This window comes from Streptomyces sp. B6B3, assembly GCF_039871525.1.
Lineage (GTDB): Bacteria > Actinomycetota > Actinomycetes > Streptomycetales > Streptomycetaceae > Streptomyces.
Genome location: NZ_JBDPLU010000020.1, coordinates 13,632 through 30,778, shown reverse-complemented (window position 1 = coordinate 30,778; position 17,147 = coordinate 13,632). Strand labels below are relative to the sequence as shown.

Here is a 17,147-nt window from a genome sequence, read left to right as displayed (position 1 = left end):
ACTCTGTCAGACCAGACCCAGTCCGCGCACGGCTTCGCGCTCCTCCCCGAGCTCCCGCACCGAGGCGTCGATGCGGGTCCGGGAGAAGTCGTTGATCTCCAGGCCCTGGACGATCTCGTACGCGCCGTTCGCACAGGTGACGGGGAAGGACGAGATCAGGCCCTCGGGGACGCCGTAGGAGCCGTCGGAGGGCACGGCCATCGAGGTCCAGTCGTCGTCCGCGGTGCCGGTGACCCAGGTGTACACGTGGTCCACGGCGGCGTTGGCGGCGGAGGCGGCCGAGGAGGCGCCGCGCGCCTCGATGATGGCGGCGCCGCGCTTGGCCACGGTCGGGATGAACTCGTCGGCCAGCCACTTCTCGTCGTTGACGGCCTCCGCGGCGTTCCGGCCCGCGACCTCGGCGTGGAAGATGTCCGGGTACTGGGTGGCGGAGTGGTTGCCCCAGATGGTGAGCCGGCGGATCTCGGACACCGGGACGCCGGTGCGCTTGGCCAGCTGGGTCAGCGCGCGGTTGTGGTCGAGCCGGGTCATCGCGGTGAACCGCTCGGCCGGCACGTCGGGCGCGGCGGAGCGGGCGATCAGCGCGTTGGTGTTCGCCGGGTTGCCCACCACCAGGACGCGCACGTCGTCCGCGGCGTGGTCGTTGATCGCCTTGCCCTGCGGCTTGAAGATGCCGCCGTTGGCCTCCAGCAGGTCGCCGCGCTCCATGCCCTTGGTGCGGGGGCGGGCGCCGACCAGCAGCGCGATGTTCGCGCCGTCGAAGGCGGTGTTCGGCTCGTCGGTGATGTCGATGTCGGCCAGCAGCGGGAACGCGCAGTCGTCGAGCTCCATGGCGGTGCCCTCGGCGGCGGACAGCGCGGGGGTGATCTCCAGCAGGCGCAGGCGGACCGGCACGTCGGCGCCGAGCAGCTGTCCCGAGGCGATGCGGAACAGCAGCGCGTAGCCGATCTGACCGGCCGCGCCGGTGACGGTGACGGTGACGGGAGTGCGGGGCATGACGGGCGACCTCCTGGCGGAACGCGGCACGCGGAACGGTTTGGCAGGCGAACGGCTGCCGCGCCAGGCTATCCCGGACCCGCCGCGCGAAACCGGTCACCCCGGCGTTCCCGCCCGGCGTGCGCCGGCCGGGCACCACGCAACCGGAGCTCGGGGTCGCCGGCAGGTTGCCCGCGCCGCCTCAGGTGGCAGCCCTGCATTACCGGGGCAGGGCGTTCTGGCTGCCCCAGGTGGTGCAGCCCGCGGTGCCGTCGGCGAGGGCGAAGCAGACGCGGGCCTCGGCGGGGCGCTCGATGCCGAGCATCATCGTCAGCAGGTAGCGGTTGGCGGCGCTGGCCTGGACCGACTGCCGCCGGTCGCCGGCCTCGATCCACAGCTCGTCACCGGCGCGGGGCTCCACCAGCCGGGCCCACGCCGCCGCGCAGGTCCCGCTCACCCGCAACTCCGCGGTGCGGCCCTCGATCTCCCGGGTCGCGTGCGTCGCCGCGTCCATCCAGCATCCCGTCTCGCCCGTGTCGGAGTCCCGCCCGGTGCAGCTCGTGCCGTGACAGGGCCCGGAGACCACGGTCGGCGTCGGATCCGCCGCCGGGTCCCCGCGGTCGTCCCCGGCACTCCCCGTGGCCCAGACGGCGACGGCGACCATCAGCCCCAGCGCCGCGCCCCCGGCGACCCACTCCGCCCGGCCCAGCCACCGGCGGCGTACACCACCCGGCACGAGCGCGCCGGGTTCGGTGGGCGCGTCGGGTGCGGCGTCGGGGGTGGTGCCCGACGGGTCCGGGCCGGCGGGGGAGGCGTCGGGCCGGACGGCGACGCGCGTCGCGGCCAGGTCCGGGCTCGGATCCGGGCCAGGACCCAGACCCGGACCCGGACCCGGGGGAACGGATCCGGGCACGTCGGGGGGCACGCTGGGGTAGCCGTCGCGGCCGCTCCACGCGCGGTCCGCGAGGTCCCACAGGGCGAGCAGCCGGGTCGGCGGCATGTCGGCCAGCCGGGCCAGCGCCGCCACGGCCTGGCGCGGCGGCAGCGCCTTGCCGTTGAGGTAGCGCTCCCAGGACGACTTGCTGTAGTCGGTGCGCGCCCCCAGCGCGGCGAAGCTCAGCCCCGAGCGCGCCTTGGCCTTCCGCAACTGGTCGAGCAGGTGGCTGACCTCGGGCGTCCGGGCCCGGCCGTCAGGAGACATCGCGCAACGCCTGCCAGGTCATCGGGCCCACCAGGCCGTCGGCGGGCAGACCCACGGAACGCTGGAACGCCTCCACCGCCTCCGTGGTCAGCGGCCCGTATATCCCGTCGATGGGCCCCGGATCGAAGCCGTGGAACCGCACCAGGCACTGCACCTCGGCGATCGGCTCGCCGTTCGAGCCGACCCCGAACTCGGCGTCCTGGGTGGTGCTGTGGCCGGCGTACCTGCTGTCCTCGTACACGTGGAACTGGCAGGGATACGTGGTCGGCGACGCCCCCGTCGACTGCGGCGTGTCCGGCTCCGTCCGCTGCTCCGACGCCGACGTGGAGGCGTCCTCGGACGCGCTCCCCTCCGGGGACTCCCACGGCCGCACGGCGAGCAGGGCGGTGGCCGCCGCGATGAGCACCACCGCGAGCGCGGACACCAGCGACGCCCTGCCGAGCCGCCGGCCGTGTTCGTCCGCCGGCCCCTCCGCGCGGCTGGCCGGCTCGGGACCGGCTCCGCCACCGGGTTCACCACCCGTCGTACCGCTCCTCGTGCCGCTCGGCGCGGCCGTCTCGCCCAACGCCGCGCCCGACGCCGCGCCTGACGCCTCGCCCGACGTCTGGTCTGACGGGTCGGGCACCCGGGTGGCCACCTCCCACAGGGCGAGCAGCGGCGCCGGATCCGTGCCCGACACCCGGGCCAGCGCCTCGACGGCCTGTGGCGGCGGCACCGCCTTGCCGTTCAGATAGCGCTCCCAGGAGGATCTGCTGGAGGCCGTCTTGGCCGCCAACGCGGCCAGGCTGAGCCCGCTGCGGTCCTTTAACTGGCGCATCCGCACGACGAGTCGTCGTACCCCTGGATCCAGCGATTCCGGCAGGGTCTTCCAGCGCGACATGTTCCCACCCACGTCCGAGTCCGGCCGTACCATCCCGCTGATGCTCGTGAACATCCCACGGGCATCTCGTGACACCGTCCTACTCGTGCAATGACCGCCGGAAGCCCGGCGGTTCCCGGCCGCGTCCCGGACTCACCTCTTCCGGCCACGTCCGTCGTCCCGCGATCGTCTCATCCCGGCTGACGTCCTGCCAGGTCAGATCGATCCGCGTCCCACATTGTCCCCGACCGGCCAGGCACTATGGCGTGTCCGGGATCGGATCCCCACGATGGGTGACGTACGACGGGCGGCGGCGCGAGCCCCACTCCTCTCGCCGCCGCTCCCCACGAACACCGTCCCCCCACGGACCGCGCACCCCGTCCCCCCACCCCCTGTACCGCAGGCTCCACGTACCGCAGAGCGTCCCGGTCCGTCCCGCACGGGGGTGGGGACGGACCGGGAAGGGCAGCCGGACAACCCGGACAACACCGCGAAGACGAGCCGGACAACCGCGGGGCACGAGCCGGGCTCCCCGGGCGCCTCGGGGAACCTGAGAGACCTGAGAGAATGGCCCACATGGCCTCCGAACGTCCGACCCAACGACCCCGCGTGTTCTCCGGCATCCAGCCCACCGCCGGGTCCTTCCACCTCGGCAACTACCTGGGCGCCGTCCGCCAGTGGGTGGCGCTGCAGGAGACACACGACGCGGTCTACTCGGTCGTCGACCTGCACGCGATCACCATCGCGCAGGACCCGAAGGAGCTCCGGGACGCCACCCGGCTGGCCGCCGCGCAGCTGCTGGGCGCCGGCCTCGACCCGGAGCGCTGCACCCTCTTCGTGCAGAGCCACGTACCCGAGCACTCGCAGCTGGCCTGGGTGATGAACTGCCTCACCGGCTTCGGCGAGGCGGCGCGGATGACGCAGTTCAAGGACAAGTCGGCGAAGCAGGGCGCCGAGGGCACCACGGTGGGCCTCTTCACCTACCCGGTGCTGCAGGCGGCCGACATCCTGCTCTACCAGACCGACCAGGTCCCGGTCGGCGAGGACCAGCGCCAGCACATCGAGCTGACCCGGGACCTCGCCCAGCGGTTCAACGGTCGGTACGGCGACACGTTCACGCTGCCCGCCGCGTACATCCTCAAGGAGGCGGCGCGGATCGGGGACCTGCAGGACCCGGCGATCAAGATGAGCAAGTCGGCCTCCTCGCCCAAGGGCATCGTCTGGCTGATGGACGAGCCCAGGGTCTCGGCGAAGAAGTTCCGGAGCGCGGTCACCGACACGGACACCGTGATCCGCTACGACCCGGAGGCCAAGCCCGGCGTCAGCAACCTGCTGGACGTCTACTCGGCGCTGTCCGGCGAGAGTGTCGCGCGGCTGGAGGAGAAGTTCGCCGGTCAGCTGTACGGCGCCCTCAAGACGGAGCTGGCCGAGGTCTTCACCGACTGGGTCCAGCCGTTCCGCACCCGCACCCTGGAGTACCTGGACGATCCGGCCGAGCTGGACGCGACGCTGGCCAGGGGCGCGGCCAAGGCCCGCGAGGTCGCGACCCGGACCCTGGAGGCGGTCTACGAGAGGGTCGGCTTCCTCCCCCCTCGATAGCGCGTCCGGCCGCCGACCGGCGACGACCCACTTCCGGCCCGTGTTCGTGGGGCCAGGGGTGGGTCGCGCGGTGTCGTCATGCCGCCACGCGGCGAAGCGGGTGCCGAGGGATGCTCGCCATGGCGCGGAGGTGGCGGCACACTGACAGCCGGGACACGACGCGGCCCGATCCGCGAGGAACCGGCACACCGCCGGCACACGGCCGCCACGCGACCGGCACAACCCGGCCGTCCGCGGCCGGCCGACAGACGAAGACGACGACCACGACCGACCCGACCGACCGGGCTGACCACGAAGGTGATCACGAACGAGGAGGTAGATGACCTGTGGGGAGCGTCACGCTGGGCGTGTCCATCGCCGTACCCGAGCCGCACGGCACGTTGCTGCAGCACTATCGCTTCGGCTTCGGCGACGCCGCCGCCGCCGTGATTCCCACGCACGTCACGCTGCTGCCCCCGACCGAGATCGAACCGGTCGACCGCCCCGCGATCGAGGAGCACCTGGCGGCCATCGCCGCCGCCGGCCGCCCGTTCCCCATGCGGCTCTACGGCACGGACACCTTCCGGCCGCTCTCACCCGTGGTCTTCGTCCAGGTGGTCGAGGGCGGCTCGGCCTGCGGCTGGCTCCAGGAGCGGATGCGGGATCCGTCCGGACCACTCGCCCGCGACCTGCAGTTCCCGTACCACCCGCACGTCACCGTCGCGCACGGCATCGCCGAGGAGGCGATGGACGCGGCACAGACGTCGCTCGCCGACTACGAGGCGGCCTGGACCGTCGGCGGCTTCGCCCTCTACGAACAAAACCCGGCGGGTGCGTGGGCCCTGCAGCGGGAGTTCCGCTTCGCGTCGGACGCGACTCACCGCGCCGCCCCGGCGGCCGCGGCTCGGGAGCCGGCGCCGGAGGCCGCGTAACCACCCCGTCGGCCGCCATCGGTCCCGTGCGCCTCAGGCGCGCCCTCTCGGCGGGCGGGGCGGGGCCGGCGCCTCTAGGGTGAGCGGGTGCGGGCGGAGCCATGGAGACGTGTGCTGGGCTGGGGCGGACGGCTGGGCCGACTGATCCGGGTGCCCCAGGTGATCGCGTCCGGGCGGCGGGGCGTCGAACGGTTCCAGCGCAGCCGTCCCGGGGTGCTCTACCAGCATCTGGAGGACCGCAAGTGGGAGCGGCTCGCCGCGGCCATCACGTTCACCAGCTTCATCGCCCTCTTCCCCGCCCTCGCCCTGACCGCCGCCTGGGGCGCCGCGCTGCTCACCACCGAGCAGCTGGCCGAGGTGCGCCGCTGGTTCGCCGACCAGGTGCCGGGCATCTCGGATGAGCTGAACCTCGCCGAACTCTTCGAGAACTCCGAAACCGTCGGCCTGGTCGCCCTGGTCCTGGTGCTGCCCACCGGCCTCGGCTGGGTGGACGCGATGCGCGGTTGTCTGCGGACGCTGTGGGACCTTCCGGACCCCGAGGAGAACGTCCTGCTGCGCCGGCTGCGCGACCTCGGTGTGCTGGCCGGGGTGGGCGCGGTGACGTTGTTCTCGCTCGGCTCCTCGGCGCTGGCGATGACCGTCGTCTACGGGGCCACCAGCTGGGTGGGGGTGACCCGGGACGGCGTCGGCGCGGTGCTGCTGCAGACCGCCGCTTACCTGCTGGCGGTCGTCGCCACCTTCCTGGTGCTGGTGTACCTGCTGGTCTGGCTGCCCGGCGTGCGGCCGCCGCGCGGCACGGTCATCACGGCCTGCGTGCTGGGCGCCGTCGGATTCGAACTGCTGAAGGCGCTGCTCGGCGGCTACCTGACCGGCGTCGCCGCACGGAGCTTCTACGGCGCCTTCGGCGCGCCCATCGCGCTGCTGATCTGGATCAACCTGGTGGCCAGGCTGCTGCTGGTCTGCTGCGCCTGGACCGCCACGGCGGTCCCCTCCCGGGAACGGCCCCGAGTCGACGCCCTCGACGGCACGGAGTGAGCCAGCCCCGCCGTCACGGCTCCTCCGAGGAGCCCTTCCGCCGGTCCAGCCGTTCCTGGTCGCCCTGACCGTCTGCCCGGCTGGCCTGGTCGTCTGTCTGGCTGGCCTGACGGTCTCGCCGGTCCCGGCCGTCCTGGTCGTCTGTCTGGCCTTCCTGACCGTCTGCCCGGCCGTCCTGGTCGTCTGTCTGGCCGCCTGCCTTGCCGCCTGTCTGACCGCCTGCCTGGCTGGCTCGCCGGTTCTGGCCGCGTGGGCGGGCCGCCTGAGCCGCTCGTGTCAGCCAGGCCGCGAAAGGCGTCGAACCAGCGCCGCCCCCGCCGTCCGTGGCGCCCGGCGGGCGTCCGCCGCGGGTCAGCGGCAGGGGGTGGCGGCGGTGGAACACGAACGCCGCCGCGGCCAGTACCGCGAGACCGGCGAGCGTGAAGGCCAGCACCGTGCCGGCACCCACCCCCTCGCCGTTCTCGGACGCCGACGCGCCGTCCAGCGAGGCATCCTGCTCCGTGCCGTCCTGCTGGCCCTCGGGCGCGTCCTCGCCGTTCTGGTTGCCCTGCCCCTGGTCCGCGCCCGCCGCGCCCGCCGCGCCTTCCGAGCCCTCCGGGTCCTCGACCTCGCTCAGCGGCGGCACCAGCGTGCCGACCGGATCCACCCGGCCCGACGCCTCGAAGCCCCAGTCGAACAGCGCCGCGGTCTCCCGGTAGACCTCCAGGCTGTCACCGCGCGGGTCCAGACAGGTGACCAGCAGCACCTGGCCGCCGCGCTCCGCGACCCCGGTGAAGGTGTGGCCCGCGTCGGAGGTGTAGCCGTTCTTGATCCCGGCGATGCCGTCGTACGCCTCCAGGCCGAAGTCGCCGACCAGCAGCCGGTTGGTGTTCTGGATCTCGTAGGTCTCCCGGTTCTCCCCCCTGCCGGCGCCGGGGAAGTCGGCGGTCGGGGTCGCGGCGTAGTCGCGGAAGTCGGGGTTCTGCATGCCGGCGCGGGCGATCAGCGTGAGGTCGTACGCCGAGGAGACCTGGCCGTCGGCGTCGTAGCCGTCCGGGTTGACGACGTGGGTGTCCAGCGCCTGCAGCTCCTCGGCCCGCGCGTTCATCTCCGCGACGGTCGCCTCCGTGCCGCCGTTCATCGCGGTCAGCGCGTACACGGCGTCGCCGCCCGAGGCGAGGAACACGCCGTTCCACAGGTCGTCGACGGTGTACGTCCGGCCGTCGTCGATGCCCACCGCACTGGCGCCGGCACCGAGTTCGGCGAAGTCCTCGGGCCGGGCCCGGTACACCTCGTCGCTGGCGAACTTGGGCAGCAGCGTGTCCGCGAACAGCATCTTCAGCGTGCTGGCGGGCGCCAGCGGCCAGTGCGCGTTGTGCGCCGCCAGCACCTCGCCGCTCTCCGCGTCGGCCACGATCCAGGCCCTGGCCGAGAGCTCCTCGGGCAGTTCCGGGGCGTCGGCGTCGGGCAGCACCTGGGTGCCGGAGCGGCCGAGCAGCTCGCCGCCGACCTCCGACATCTCCGAGGGCGGCTCCGCGGGGCGCGCCGCCTGCGCCTGCGCCGGGGCGGCCGGCGCGAGGCCGATCGCCAGCAACGCGGGTGGGGCCACGGCCAGAGCACACAGCAACACGCGAGCACGGGTGCGACAAGAGGACGAGCGACTGATCGACACACCGTGAACTTACCCGGCCACACCGGAGTTCGGGCCAGCGGGCGGCCCAAACCGGTGAGGAACCCGCATCGGACGGCGGACACGCGTGTTCCATACTGAACCCCAGGTCGCAGAAGGGAGACCCATGCCCCCCACCATCGTGTTCGCCGTCGTGGTCCTCGGGGCCCTGGGCGGTGTGCACTACTACCTGTGGAAACGTCTCGTTCGGGATGTCTCGCAGCGCGGAGGTTGGTACTGGCGAGTGGGCACGGTAATGGCCGTGGTCATGCCGCTGACGGCAGTGACGACCATGCTCGGCAGCGAACTCGGCATGCCCTTCGGCGCACGGCAGGTGGTGGGCTGGCCCGGCTACTACTGGATCGCCTGTCTGCTGTACCTGCTGCTCAGCCTGCTGGTGGGCGAGGTGCTGCGCCCGTTCGCCCTGCGCTGGCTCCGGGCCAGGGCCGGTGGGGCGGGCGGCGACGCCACCCAACGCTCCGGCGCGCGGCCGCCGCTGACCCCCACCGGCGCGCCGAAGGCCGACCCCACCCGCGATCGTGAGCCGGTGGGCGCGCGGGCCGGCGCCGCCTCGGGGGCGGCACTGCCGGCCGGTGCCACGGCGATGAGCGCCCTCGCCGACTCCGGGGCCGACACCGACGCGCCCGCGGCCGCCGCGACCGCCGTCGCCGATCCGCCCGCGCTGACGGCCGGCCGTGACGCGAAGACGCCGGACGCGACCGGTGACGCGACGACCACGGCCGACGGCGGGAGCACGCCACCGCCCGGTACCTCGGAGGGAGACGCGGCCGCTGCCCCCTCCGACTCCGACTCCGACCCCGAATCCGCGGCCGCCGCGGCGGCCGAGCTGAGCCGGCGGCGTTTCGTGGCCCGGGGCATCGCGGTCGGCGCGGCGGCGATCTCCGTCGGGACCGTGGGCTACGGCTCCTACGCCGCCCGGCAGTTGACCACCAAGCACGTCACCGTGCAACTGCCGAACCTGCCGCGTGCCGCGCACGGTTACCGGATCGCGGTGGCCAGCGACATCCATCTCGGCCCGATAGCCGGCGGCTCGCACTGCCGCCGGGTGGTGGACGCCCTGAACGCCACCCAGCCCGACCTGATCACCGTCGTCGGCGACCTGGTCGACGCCGACGTGGACGATCTGCGCTCCGCCGCCGCCCCGCTGGCCGAGCTGTCCGCGCCCGACGGCCGCTTCTTCGTCACCGGGAACCACGAGTACTTCCAGGACCCGCACGCGTGGCTGGCCTACCTGCGGGAGCTCGGCCTGGTGCCGCTGGAGAACGAGCGCCGCGAGCTGCCCTACTTCGACCTCGCCGGCGTCAACGATCTGGAGGGCGAGGGCACCGACCACGGCGGCCCCGACTTCGAGGCGGCGCTCGGCGACCGCGACCCGCAACGCACCTCCGTGCTGATGGCGCACCAGCCGGCGCAGGTCGAGGACGCCATGGACTACGGCGTGGACCTCCAGCTGTCCGGGCACACCCACGGCGGCCAGATGTGGCCGATCACCTACCTCGCCGCGCTGAGCAACCCGACGCTGGCCGGTCTGGAGCGGCACGGCGAGACCCAGCTGTACGTCACCCGGGGAGCCGGCGCCTGGGGTCCGCCCGTCCGGGTGGGCGCAGATCCGGACATCACGGTCATCTCCCTCGCCTCGCCGGAGGCCTGACCGGCGGATTGTGCGAGTTTCGTCTCAGCCGTCCCCGCGAGTCAACTTCCTGGCCGCTTCCGGTGTCCTAGATAACGTTCAGGGAACAACCTGACAGCGTGACGGGAACGGAACGTGGTGGCGAAGGAGCGTGGGGTATGAGTGACCCTCTCTCGCACGGTGCGGGCGGGGATGCGGCGGAGACGGTGTCCGCCGGCCCGACCGGCGACGGAGTGGCCGGCACTGTCGACGGCACGGTCGGCGGCACTGTTGGCTTCCCCGTTGGCGGCACCGCCGACTCTGCTGCTGGCGGCACGGCCGACCCCCCGGCTGACGAGGCGGCCGACGCGTTGGACGATGCGGCCGCCGTGGTCGACGAGGCGGCCGACGGGATGGTGGACGCGGTCGTGGACGGGGCGGCGGCCCTGACCATCAGGGGGCGGGTGCGCGACTCGCTGGGGGTGGCGCTGCCCCGGGCGTTGGTCACCCTGACCGGATCGGACGGCGGGCGGCGCCTGGCCAAGACCCGGAGCGGCGAGGACGGGGCGTTCTCCCTCGCCGCCCCCAGCCACGGCGAGTACCTGCTGGTCGCCTTCTCCCCGCAGCTCGGGACGGTGCGGGTGGCCGTGCAGCTCACCGGCCGGCCCGTCGAGGTGGAGTTCCGGATCGACGTACCCGGCACCGTCGCACCCTGACGCGGGCGTCCCCCACCGCCCGCCACACCCACCCCAACCCCCAACCTCCAACCTCCAACCTCCAACCCCGCCCGCGATCCGGCCACCCCACCCCGGGACCGCGCACGGGAGCGGGCGCTGGTGCGTCAGGGGAGATGTGTGACACGGGTTCCGACTGGGGGCTGATGCGTCAGGGAAGCCCCGTGTGGTTGGCTGACCCCCGGCGTGTCTAACTGTCTTCTGCGAAGGGGCACGGGCGTGCGAGGGATCCGGGCCAGAGGGGTCATAGGCATCGTGCTGGCCGCGGTGCTGATCGTCGGCGCGATCGGCGGATGGATGCTGATGGCGTCGGAGGACGCCGAGGACGAGCCGATCGTCGTCGGCACGACCGTGGCGCCCACCATGGTGGACCCGGCCGGCACCTACGACGCCGGCGGCTGGGCCCTGGTGAGCAACCTCTACCAGTCCCTGCTGACCATCGTGCCGGGGCAGGAGGCGCCGGCGCCGGACGCGGCCAGCTCCTGCCAGTTCACCGACAACCAGCTCACCGTCTACCGCTGCACCCTCCGCGCGGGCCTGAGGTTCAGCAATGGTGACCAGGTCACCCCGCAGGACGTCCAGTTCTCCTACGAACGCATCCTGGCGATGGCGGACCGGGCGGAGCGCGAGGCGGCGGACGACAGCATCCCGGAGGACGAGAAGTTCCAGTACGCGGGCCCGGCCTCGCTGCTGGACACCCTGGAGGCCGTCCGGGTCGACGGCCAGGACATCATCTTCGAGCTGTCCAAGCCGAACGCGACCTTCCCCTTCGTCGTGGCCAGCCCCGTCGGCGCCATCGTGAACGACGCCAGCTACGAGGAGCACGAACCGCGCACGGACGGCGAGGTCGTCGGCTCCGGGCCCTTCCTGCTGACCGAGTTCGAGCCCAACGAGCAGGCCGAGCTGGAGCCCAACCCGACCTACGTCGGCGCCGCCCAGATCCCGCAGCACCCGGTCACCGTCCGGTACTTCGTCGAGTCCGACGACGGCGGGCGGGCCGACGACAAGCTCGCCGAGGCATGGGAGCAGGGCGAGCTCGACGTGAACGCGGGCGACATGCCGCCGGAGGTGATGGAGAACATCGGCCCCGGCGGGGGAGACGAGCGCGTCCACGAGTCGGCGGGCGGCGACATCCGGGTGATGGCCTTCAACACCGACCCGGGCATGGCCATGTCCGACCCGGCGGCCCGCCGGGCCGTCGCCGCCGAACTGGACCGCGAGGCCATCGCCCGGCACATCCAGCACGGCACCGTCGACCCCCTGTACTCGCTGATACCCGTTGGCTTCGCCGGCGCCAGCACCCCGTACTACGACGCCTACGACGCGCAGGAGATCGATCCGGAGGAGATGCGCCAGCAGCTGGTCGACGCGGGCCTGGAGGTCCCGGTGAAGTTCGAGCTCGCGTACTCGCGGGGCGCCGCCAGCCACGAGGAGGCGGAGCTGATCGAGGCGCAGCTGGAGGCCAACGGGCTGTTCGACGTGACGATCGACTACCACGACTGGTCGCAGGAGTTCATCCCGACCATCTTCGGCGAGCGCAGCTTCGACGCGTACCTCATCGGCTGGGTGCCCGACTACCCCGACCCCGGCACGTTCGTCGACCTCCTCGGGCCCGCGGACGGCCTGGCCACCGGCTACAGCGAGCCGGCCATCAACGAGCTGCTCGACGGCACCCAGGCCGAGGCCGACCGCGCCCGGGCGGCGAGGGACTTCGAGACCATCAACGAGCTGGCCGCCGAGGACGCCCCGATCATCCCCATCTGGCAGGCCAAGCACATCACCATCAGCGACGACTCCATCGCCGGCGCCGAGTACCTCTCCGACAACAGCGGCATCTGGCGCTTGTGGGAGCTGTACCGGTTGTAGTTGCCTCGGGGGTGCGGGGTGTCTGTCGGGCAACTCGGGGACGGGGATATCTGGCGCTTGTGGGAGCTGTACCGGTTGTAGTTGCCTCGGGGGGCGCGGGGTCTCTGTCGGGCAACTCGGGGACAGCGGCATCTGGCGCTTGTGGGAGCTGTACCGGCTGTAGTTCCCCCGGAGGACGCGGAGTGCCTCTCGGGCAACCTGTAGCCGTTGCGGGCTGGGGTGCCTGCCCGAGAGTCCTTCTCTCCGAGGAACCTCTCAGAGCACCTTGCCCGGGTTGAGGATGCCCAGCGGGTCGAAGACCCGCCTGATACCGCGTTGCAGCTCCAGGCTGTCGGGGCCGAGCTCGCGGGCCAGCCACTCGCGCTTCAGCACCCCGACGCCGTGCTCTCCGGTGATGGTGCCGCCGAGCTCCAGCCCGAGCGCCATGATCTCGTCGAACGAGGCCCGGGCCCTGCCGGACTCGTCCGGGTCGGAGGAGTCGAAGCACACCGTCGGATGCGTGTTGCCGTCGCCGGCGTGCGCCACGACGCCGATGGTCAGCCGGTGCCGGTCGGCGATCGCCTCGACGCCGTCGAGCAGCTCGGCCAGCCTGCTGCGCGGCACACACACGTCGTCGATCATCGTCGTGCCCTTCACCGCCTCCAACGCGCTGAGCGAGGACCGCCGGGCGGCCAGCAGCATCTCCGACTCGGCGTCGTCGGCGGCGGGCACCACCTCGGTGGCGCCCGTGTCTCGGCACAGCTCGCCCACCGCGGCCAGGTCGGCCGCCGGGTCGGCGGTGTCGAAGGCGGCGAGCAGCAGCGCCCGGGTGGATTCCGGCAGGCCCATCCTGGTCAGCCGGTTGACCGCCGCGATCGTGGTGGTGTCCATCAGCTCCAGCAACGACGGCGTGTGCCCCTCCGCCATGATCCGGGCCACGGCCTCGCCCGCGGCGGTCGCCGAGCCGAACTCGGCGGCCAGCACGAGCCGTGGCGGCGGCGCCGGCTTCAGCGCGAGCACCGCGCCCACCACGACGCCCAACGTGCCCTCGGAGCCGACGAAGAGGCGGGTCAGGTCGTAGCCGGCGACGCCCTTGGCGGTGCGCCGCCCGGTGCGCAACAGCCGCCCGTCGGCCAGCACCACGTCGAGGCCGAGCACGTACTCGGCCGTCACCCCGTACTTCACGCAGCACAGGCCGCCGGAGCCGGTGCCGATGTTGCCGCCGATCGTGCACTGTTCCCAGCTGGACGGGTCGGGCGGGTACGCGAGGCCGTGCGCCGCCACCGCCTTGGCCAGGTCGGCGTTGATCACGCCGGGCTCCACCACCGCGAAGCGGTTCACCGGGTCGATCTCCACGATGTTGTCCATCCGCAGCAGCGAGAGCACCACGCAGCCGTCGGTCGCGTTGGCCGCCCCGGACAGGCCGCTTCTGGCGCCCTGCGGCACCACGGGCACGCGCAACTCGGTCGCGGTACGCATCACGTGCCGCACCTGCTCGACGTCGCGGGGCAGCACCACCACCGCGGGCGTGCCGGCGGGGCAGAAGCTGGCCATGTCGTGTGCGTAGGAGGCGGTGATGTCCGGATCGGTCAGAACTGCCTCATCGGGCAGCCCTTCGCGCAGCTTCGTGGCAAGAGTGCTCATAACGGCAGCTTCGCACTTGGCGTTGGTCGTGCCTAGGGACGAGGTTGTTCCCGGACGGGCGGCCAACCGCCATGGTCCGGCACGCCCGCCGCGCACGGTCCGGGGGTGTCCGGCGGGAGGGGAGGCATGCGGGCGAGGGAATGCGGATGCACGGCCGGATGCGGGGTCCCGCGGGGGAGTTTGGGGCGAGCAGCCAGGGCCGCCACCCCCCACAGGAGTGACCCCGGCTGCCGCCTGTGCGAGCCCGACGGGGCTCGGGCCCGCACTCCCTACAGCGCTGTGCGACCTGAATACGTTACTGAGCGGATACGTCCGGATGCGCCATGGACTTGAGTCGCGGGTGACGCGTAGCGTTCAGGCACGTAGGACACACCGTCACCATCTCCGCTGTAAGTCTCTGCTGTAAGGAGGCGGCGCCAGCCGCAAAGGGGGGTCGGGGAGAGTGCAGGGGGCAGACAGTGAGCTCACCGCCGCTGTGCACGCGGCGCAGGAGGGGGACCAGATCGCGTTCTCCCGGGTCTTCAGGGCCGTCCACCCGCGGCTCCTGGGCTACGTCCGCACCATGGTCGCCGAGCGGGACGCCGAGGACGTCACCGCGGAGGCGTGGCTGCACATATCGCGGGATCTCGCCCGGTTCAGCGGCGACGCCGACCGGTTCCGCGGCTGGACCACGCGGATCGCCCGCAACCGGGCGCTCGACCACCTCCGGGCCCGCGGCCGGCGGCCGCAGGAGGCCCACGTGGACGAGACGGCGCTGGCCGACCTGCCGGGCGCCGACGACACCGCCGAGGAGGCGATCGCGGCGCTGGCGACCTCCCGGGCGTTCCATCTGGTGAGTCGGCTCCCCCAGGAGCAGGCCGGTGCAGTGGTGCTCCGCACGGTGCTGGGGTTGGACGCCCGGCGCGCGGCGACGCTTCTGGGCTGCCGCCCGGGCGCGGTGCGCGTCGCCAACCACCGCGGGCTGCGGCGGCTGGCCCAGTTGGTCGAGGATCCGCCGGAGAGGGGCCTATAGCCGGGGCATGTGCCGGGGGTTGTAACGGAAACCCGCCCTCCGGCGCAGTAAGAGACAGGCCGACTGGTCATCGGCCTGTCGGGCCCCCCGAGGTCCCCCCCGTACCTCAGGGATGCCCAAGGCGCGGGCGGGGCGGCATTCCCCCTAGCCCCGCCCGCGCACCCTGACCAGCGGACGGCCCTGCCGTGCGGCCGTCCCCCGTCCGAACCCGCATTCGACCCCTCACTCGAACGGCCGTCAACCAGGCCGCTGTGAGGCACCTCTCAGCCATTTCTACTCCCACCTGCCGGATCGCCGTCGCTACAGTCCGTGGCGAGGCGTGTGGCAACGGGGCCGCACGCGGGCCGAAACGGCCGAGAGGGCGGAGGGCACCGAACCATGGCGCGCGAGTCCGAGTCCGGGACACCGATCGATCCCGTCTACGGTCCGGAGTCGTTGAAGGACTGGGACGCGGCCGAACGGCTGGGCGTCCCGGGGGAGTATCCATACACCCGTGGCGTCTATCCCACGATGTACACCGGCCGCCCGTGGACCATGCGGCAGTACGCCGGCTTCGGCACCGCCGTCGAGTCCAACGCCCGGTACCGGCGGCTGATCGAGCACGGCAGCACCGGCCTGTCCGTCGCGTTCGACCTGCCCACCCAGATGGGGCACGACTCCGACGCCCCGCTGGCGCACGGCGAGGTCGGCAAGGTGGGCGTCGCCATCGACTCCATCGAGGACATGCGGGTCCTCTTCGACGGCATCCCCCTCGACCAGGTCTCCACCTCGATGACGATCAACGCGCCGGCCGCGTTGCTGCTCCTCCTCTACCAACTGGTCGCCGAGGAACAGGGGATAAAGGCGGACCGGTTGACCGGCACCGTGCAGAACGACGTGCTCAAGGAGTACATCGCGCGCGGCACCTACATCTTTCCGCCGAAGCCCTCACTGCGGCTCGTCGCGGACATCTTCCGGTACTGCCGGACCGAGCTGCCCCGCTGGAACACCATCTCGATCTCCGGCTACCACATGGCGGAGGCGGGAGCCACGCCGGCGCAGGAGATCGCCTTCACCCTGGCCAACGGCATCGAGTACGTGCGCACCGCGCTCTCCGCCGGCATGGAGGTGGACGACTTCGCGCCCCGGCTCTCCTTCTTCCTGGTGGCGCGGACCACGCTCCTGGAGGAGATCGCCAAGTTCCGGGCCGCCCGCCGCATCTGGGCCCGGGTGATGCGTGAGGAGTTCGGCGCCCGGAATCCGAAGTCGCTGATGTTCCGGTTCCACACCCAGACCGCGGGGGTGCAGCTGACCGCCCAGCAGCCCGAGGTGAACCTGGTGCGGGTGGCGGTCCAGGCGCTCGGCGCGGTCCTCGGTGGCACCCAGTCGCTGCACACCAACGCCTACGACGAGGCCATAGCGCTGCCCACCGACGCCGCCGCCCGGCTGGCCCTGCGCACCCAGCAGGTGCTGGCCCACGAGACGGACGTCACGGCCACGGTCGACCCGTTCGCCGGTTCCTACGCCATCGAGGCGATGACCGACGACGTCGAGGCGGCCGCCGTCGAGCTGATGGACCGGGTCGCGGAGCGGGGCGGCGCGGTGAGCGCGATCGAGCAGAGCTTCCAGAAGGCGGAGATCGAACGCAGCGCGTACCGGGTGGCGCAGCAGACCGAGTCGGGCGAGCGGGTCGTGGTCGGCGTCAACCGCTTCCAGTACAGCTCGCCCGACGACGAGCCCTACCAGCCGCTGCGGGTCGATCCGGCGATCGAGGAGCAGCAGGTGCGCCGGCTGACCCGGCTCCGCGCCGAGCGGGACGCCGCGGAGGTCCGGGCGGCGCTCGACGCGCTGCGCCGCGCCGCCGGCGACGAGCGGGAGAACGTGCTCCATCCGATGAAGCGGGCGCTCAGGGCGCGTGCGACGGTCGGTGAGGTGTGTCACGCGCTGCGCGAGGTGTGGGGCAGCTACGTGCCGTCCGAAACCTTCTGAATACGCCGAATGCGCGCGCAAACACCCTGCCGGCGCGGGCAGTCCATGAACGCGACATGGCTGCCCCACGACGTCTACGTGAACAA

The 17,147-nt window shown here is 72.7% G+C and carries 13 protein-coding genes; 8 read left to right on the top strand and 5 right to left on the bottom strand.

Annotated features, from left to right (window positions below):
* Positions 1-6: 6 nt before the first annotated feature.
* The 3 genes from ABGB06_RS31065 to ABGB06_RS31055 form a co-directional block, all read right to left on the bottom strand.
* Positions 7-996, bottom strand: coding sequence for a malate dehydrogenase (locus ABGB06_RS31065; protein ID WP_347595803.1), 990 nt, complete (start codon positions 994-996; stop codon positions 7-9).
* Between the two features lie 199 nt (positions 997-1,195).
* On the bottom strand, positions 1,196-2,176 hold the full coding sequence (locus ABGB06_RS31060; RefSeq protein WP_347595800.1) for a helix-turn-helix domain-containing protein: 981 nt from the start codon (positions 2,174-2,176) through the stop codon (positions 1,196-1,198).
* Entirely contained in the window at positions 2,166-3,056 is an 891-nt protein-coding gene (locus ABGB06_RS31055) for a peptidoglycan-binding protein (protein WP_347595797.1), read from the bottom strand. Before ABGB06_RS31055 ends, ABGB06_RS31060 begins: the two co-directional genes overlap by 11 nt.
* A 555-nt stretch (positions 3,057-3,611) precedes the next feature.
* On the opposite strand from ABGB06_RS31055, the gene trpS reads away from it, so the two are divergent.
* The 3 genes from trpS to ABGB06_RS31040 all read left to right on the top strand — a co-directional run bounded on the left by trpS (position 3,612) and on the right by ABGB06_RS31040 (position 6,580).
* Positions 3,612-4,634 carry a tryptophan--tRNA ligase gene (trpS, locus tag ABGB06_RS31050; protein ID WP_347595794.1) on the top strand — a complete coding sequence of 341 codons (1,023 nt, stop codon included), beginning with the start codon at positions 3,612-3,614 and terminating at the stop codon, positions 4,632-4,634.
* 326 nt (positions 4,635-4,960) lie between these two features.
* Positions 4,961-5,545: a 2'-5' RNA ligase family protein gene (locus ABGB06_RS31045; RefSeq protein ID WP_347595791.1), complete on the top strand. Its 585-nt coding sequence runs from the start codon at positions 4,961-4,963 to the stop codon at positions 5,543-5,545.
* A 111-nt stretch (positions 5,546-5,656) separates the two neighbouring features.
* Positions 5,657-6,580 (top strand): YihY/virulence factor BrkB family protein, encoded by a 924-nt coding sequence (locus tag ABGB06_RS31040; RefSeq protein ID WP_347595788.1) that lies wholly within the window; start codon positions 5,657-5,659, stop codon positions 6,578-6,580.
* 13 nt (positions 6,581-6,593) lie between these two features.
* On the opposite strand, the gene ABGB06_RS31035 is transcribed toward ABGB06_RS31040, so the two are convergent.
* Positions 6,594-8,168, bottom strand: coding sequence for a D-alanyl-D-alanine carboxypeptidase (locus ABGB06_RS31035; RefSeq protein ID WP_347595785.1), 1,575 nt, complete (start codon positions 8,166-8,168; stop codon positions 6,594-6,596).
* A 187-nt stretch (positions 8,169-8,355) separates the two neighbouring features.
* Between ABGB06_RS31035 and ABGB06_RS31030 the strand changes: the two genes are divergently transcribed.
* The 3 genes from ABGB06_RS31030 (at position 8,356) to ABGB06_RS31020 (ending at position 12,458) form a co-directional block, all read left to right on the top strand.
* Positions 8,356-9,900 (top strand): metallophosphoesterase, encoded by a 1,545-nt coding sequence (locus tag ABGB06_RS31030; RefSeq protein WP_347595782.1) that lies wholly within the window; start codon positions 8,356-8,358, stop codon positions 9,898-9,900.
* 137 nt (positions 9,901-10,037) lie between these two features.
* Positions 10,038-10,574, top strand: a complete 537-nt coding sequence (locus ABGB06_RS31025; RefSeq protein ID WP_347595779.1) for a carboxypeptidase-like regulatory domain-containing protein — start codon at positions 10,038-10,040, stop codon at positions 10,572-10,574.
* A 237-nt stretch (positions 10,575-10,811) separates the two neighbouring features.
* The gene (locus ABGB06_RS31020) at positions 10,812-12,458 is read left to right on the top strand and encodes an ABC transporter substrate-binding protein (protein ID WP_347595776.1); all 1,647 of its coding nucleotides are present in this window, start codon (positions 10,812-10,814) and stop codon (positions 12,456-12,458) included.
* 255 nt (positions 12,459-12,713) lie between these two features.
* Here ABGB06_RS31020 and ABGB06_RS31015 read toward each other — a convergent pair whose 3' ends face one another.
* The gene (locus ABGB06_RS31015) at positions 12,714-14,081 is read right to left on the bottom strand and encodes an FAD-linked oxidase C-terminal domain-containing protein (RefSeq protein ID WP_347595773.1); all 1,368 of its coding nucleotides are present in this window, start codon (positions 14,079-14,081) and stop codon (positions 12,714-12,716) included.
* Between the two features lie 442 nt (positions 14,082-14,523).
* Between ABGB06_RS31015 and ABGB06_RS31010 the strand changes: the two genes are divergently transcribed.
* Together ABGB06_RS31010 and ABGB06_RS31005 are read left to right on the top strand one after the other, a co-directional pair.
* Positions 14,524-15,093 carry an RNA polymerase sigma factor gene (locus ABGB06_RS31010; RefSeq protein ID WP_347595770.1) on the top strand — a complete coding sequence of 190 codons (570 nt, stop codon included), beginning with the start codon at positions 14,524-14,526 and terminating at the stop codon, positions 15,091-15,093.
* A 378-nt stretch (positions 15,094-15,471) separates the two neighbouring features.
* Entirely contained in the window at positions 15,472-17,061 is a 1,590-nt protein-coding gene (locus tag ABGB06_RS31005; protein WP_347595767.1) for a methylmalonyl-CoA mutase family protein, read from the top strand.
* Positions 17,062-17,147: the final 86 nt, after the last annotated feature.

Bases quoted from the DNA above. Each gene is read 5' to 3' on its own strand.
- ABGB06_RS31065 (WP_347595803.1), bottom strand. From the start codon at position 996: ATGCCCCGCACTCCCGTCACCGTCACCGTCACCGGCGCGGCCGGTCAG.
- ABGB06_RS31030 (WP_347595782.1), top strand. From the start codon at position 8,356: ATGCCCCCCACCATCGTGTTCGCCGTCGTGGTCCTCGGGGCCCTGGGC.
- ABGB06_RS31055 (WP_347595797.1), bottom strand. From the start codon at position 3,056: ATGTCGCGCTGGAAGACCCTGCCGGAATCGCTGGATCCAGGGGTACGA.
- trpS (WP_347595794.1), top strand. From the start codon at position 3,612: ATGGCCTCCGAACGTCCGACCCAACGACCCCGCGTGTTCTCCGGCATC.
- ABGB06_RS31005 (WP_347595767.1), top strand. From the start codon at position 15,472: ATGGCGCGCGAGTCCGAGTCCGGGACACCGATCGATCCCGTCTACGGT.
- ABGB06_RS31060 (WP_347595800.1), bottom strand. From the start codon at position 2,176: ATGTCTCCTGACGGCCGGGCCCGGACGCCCGAGGTCAGCCACCTGCTC.
- ABGB06_RS31025 (WP_347595779.1), top strand. From the start codon at position 10,038: ATGAGTGACCCTCTCTCGCACGGTGCGGGCGGGGATGCGGCGGAGACG.
- ABGB06_RS31015 (WP_347595773.1), bottom strand. From the start codon at position 14,081: ATGAGCACTCTTGCCACGAAGCTGCGCGAAGGGCTGCCCGATGAGGCA.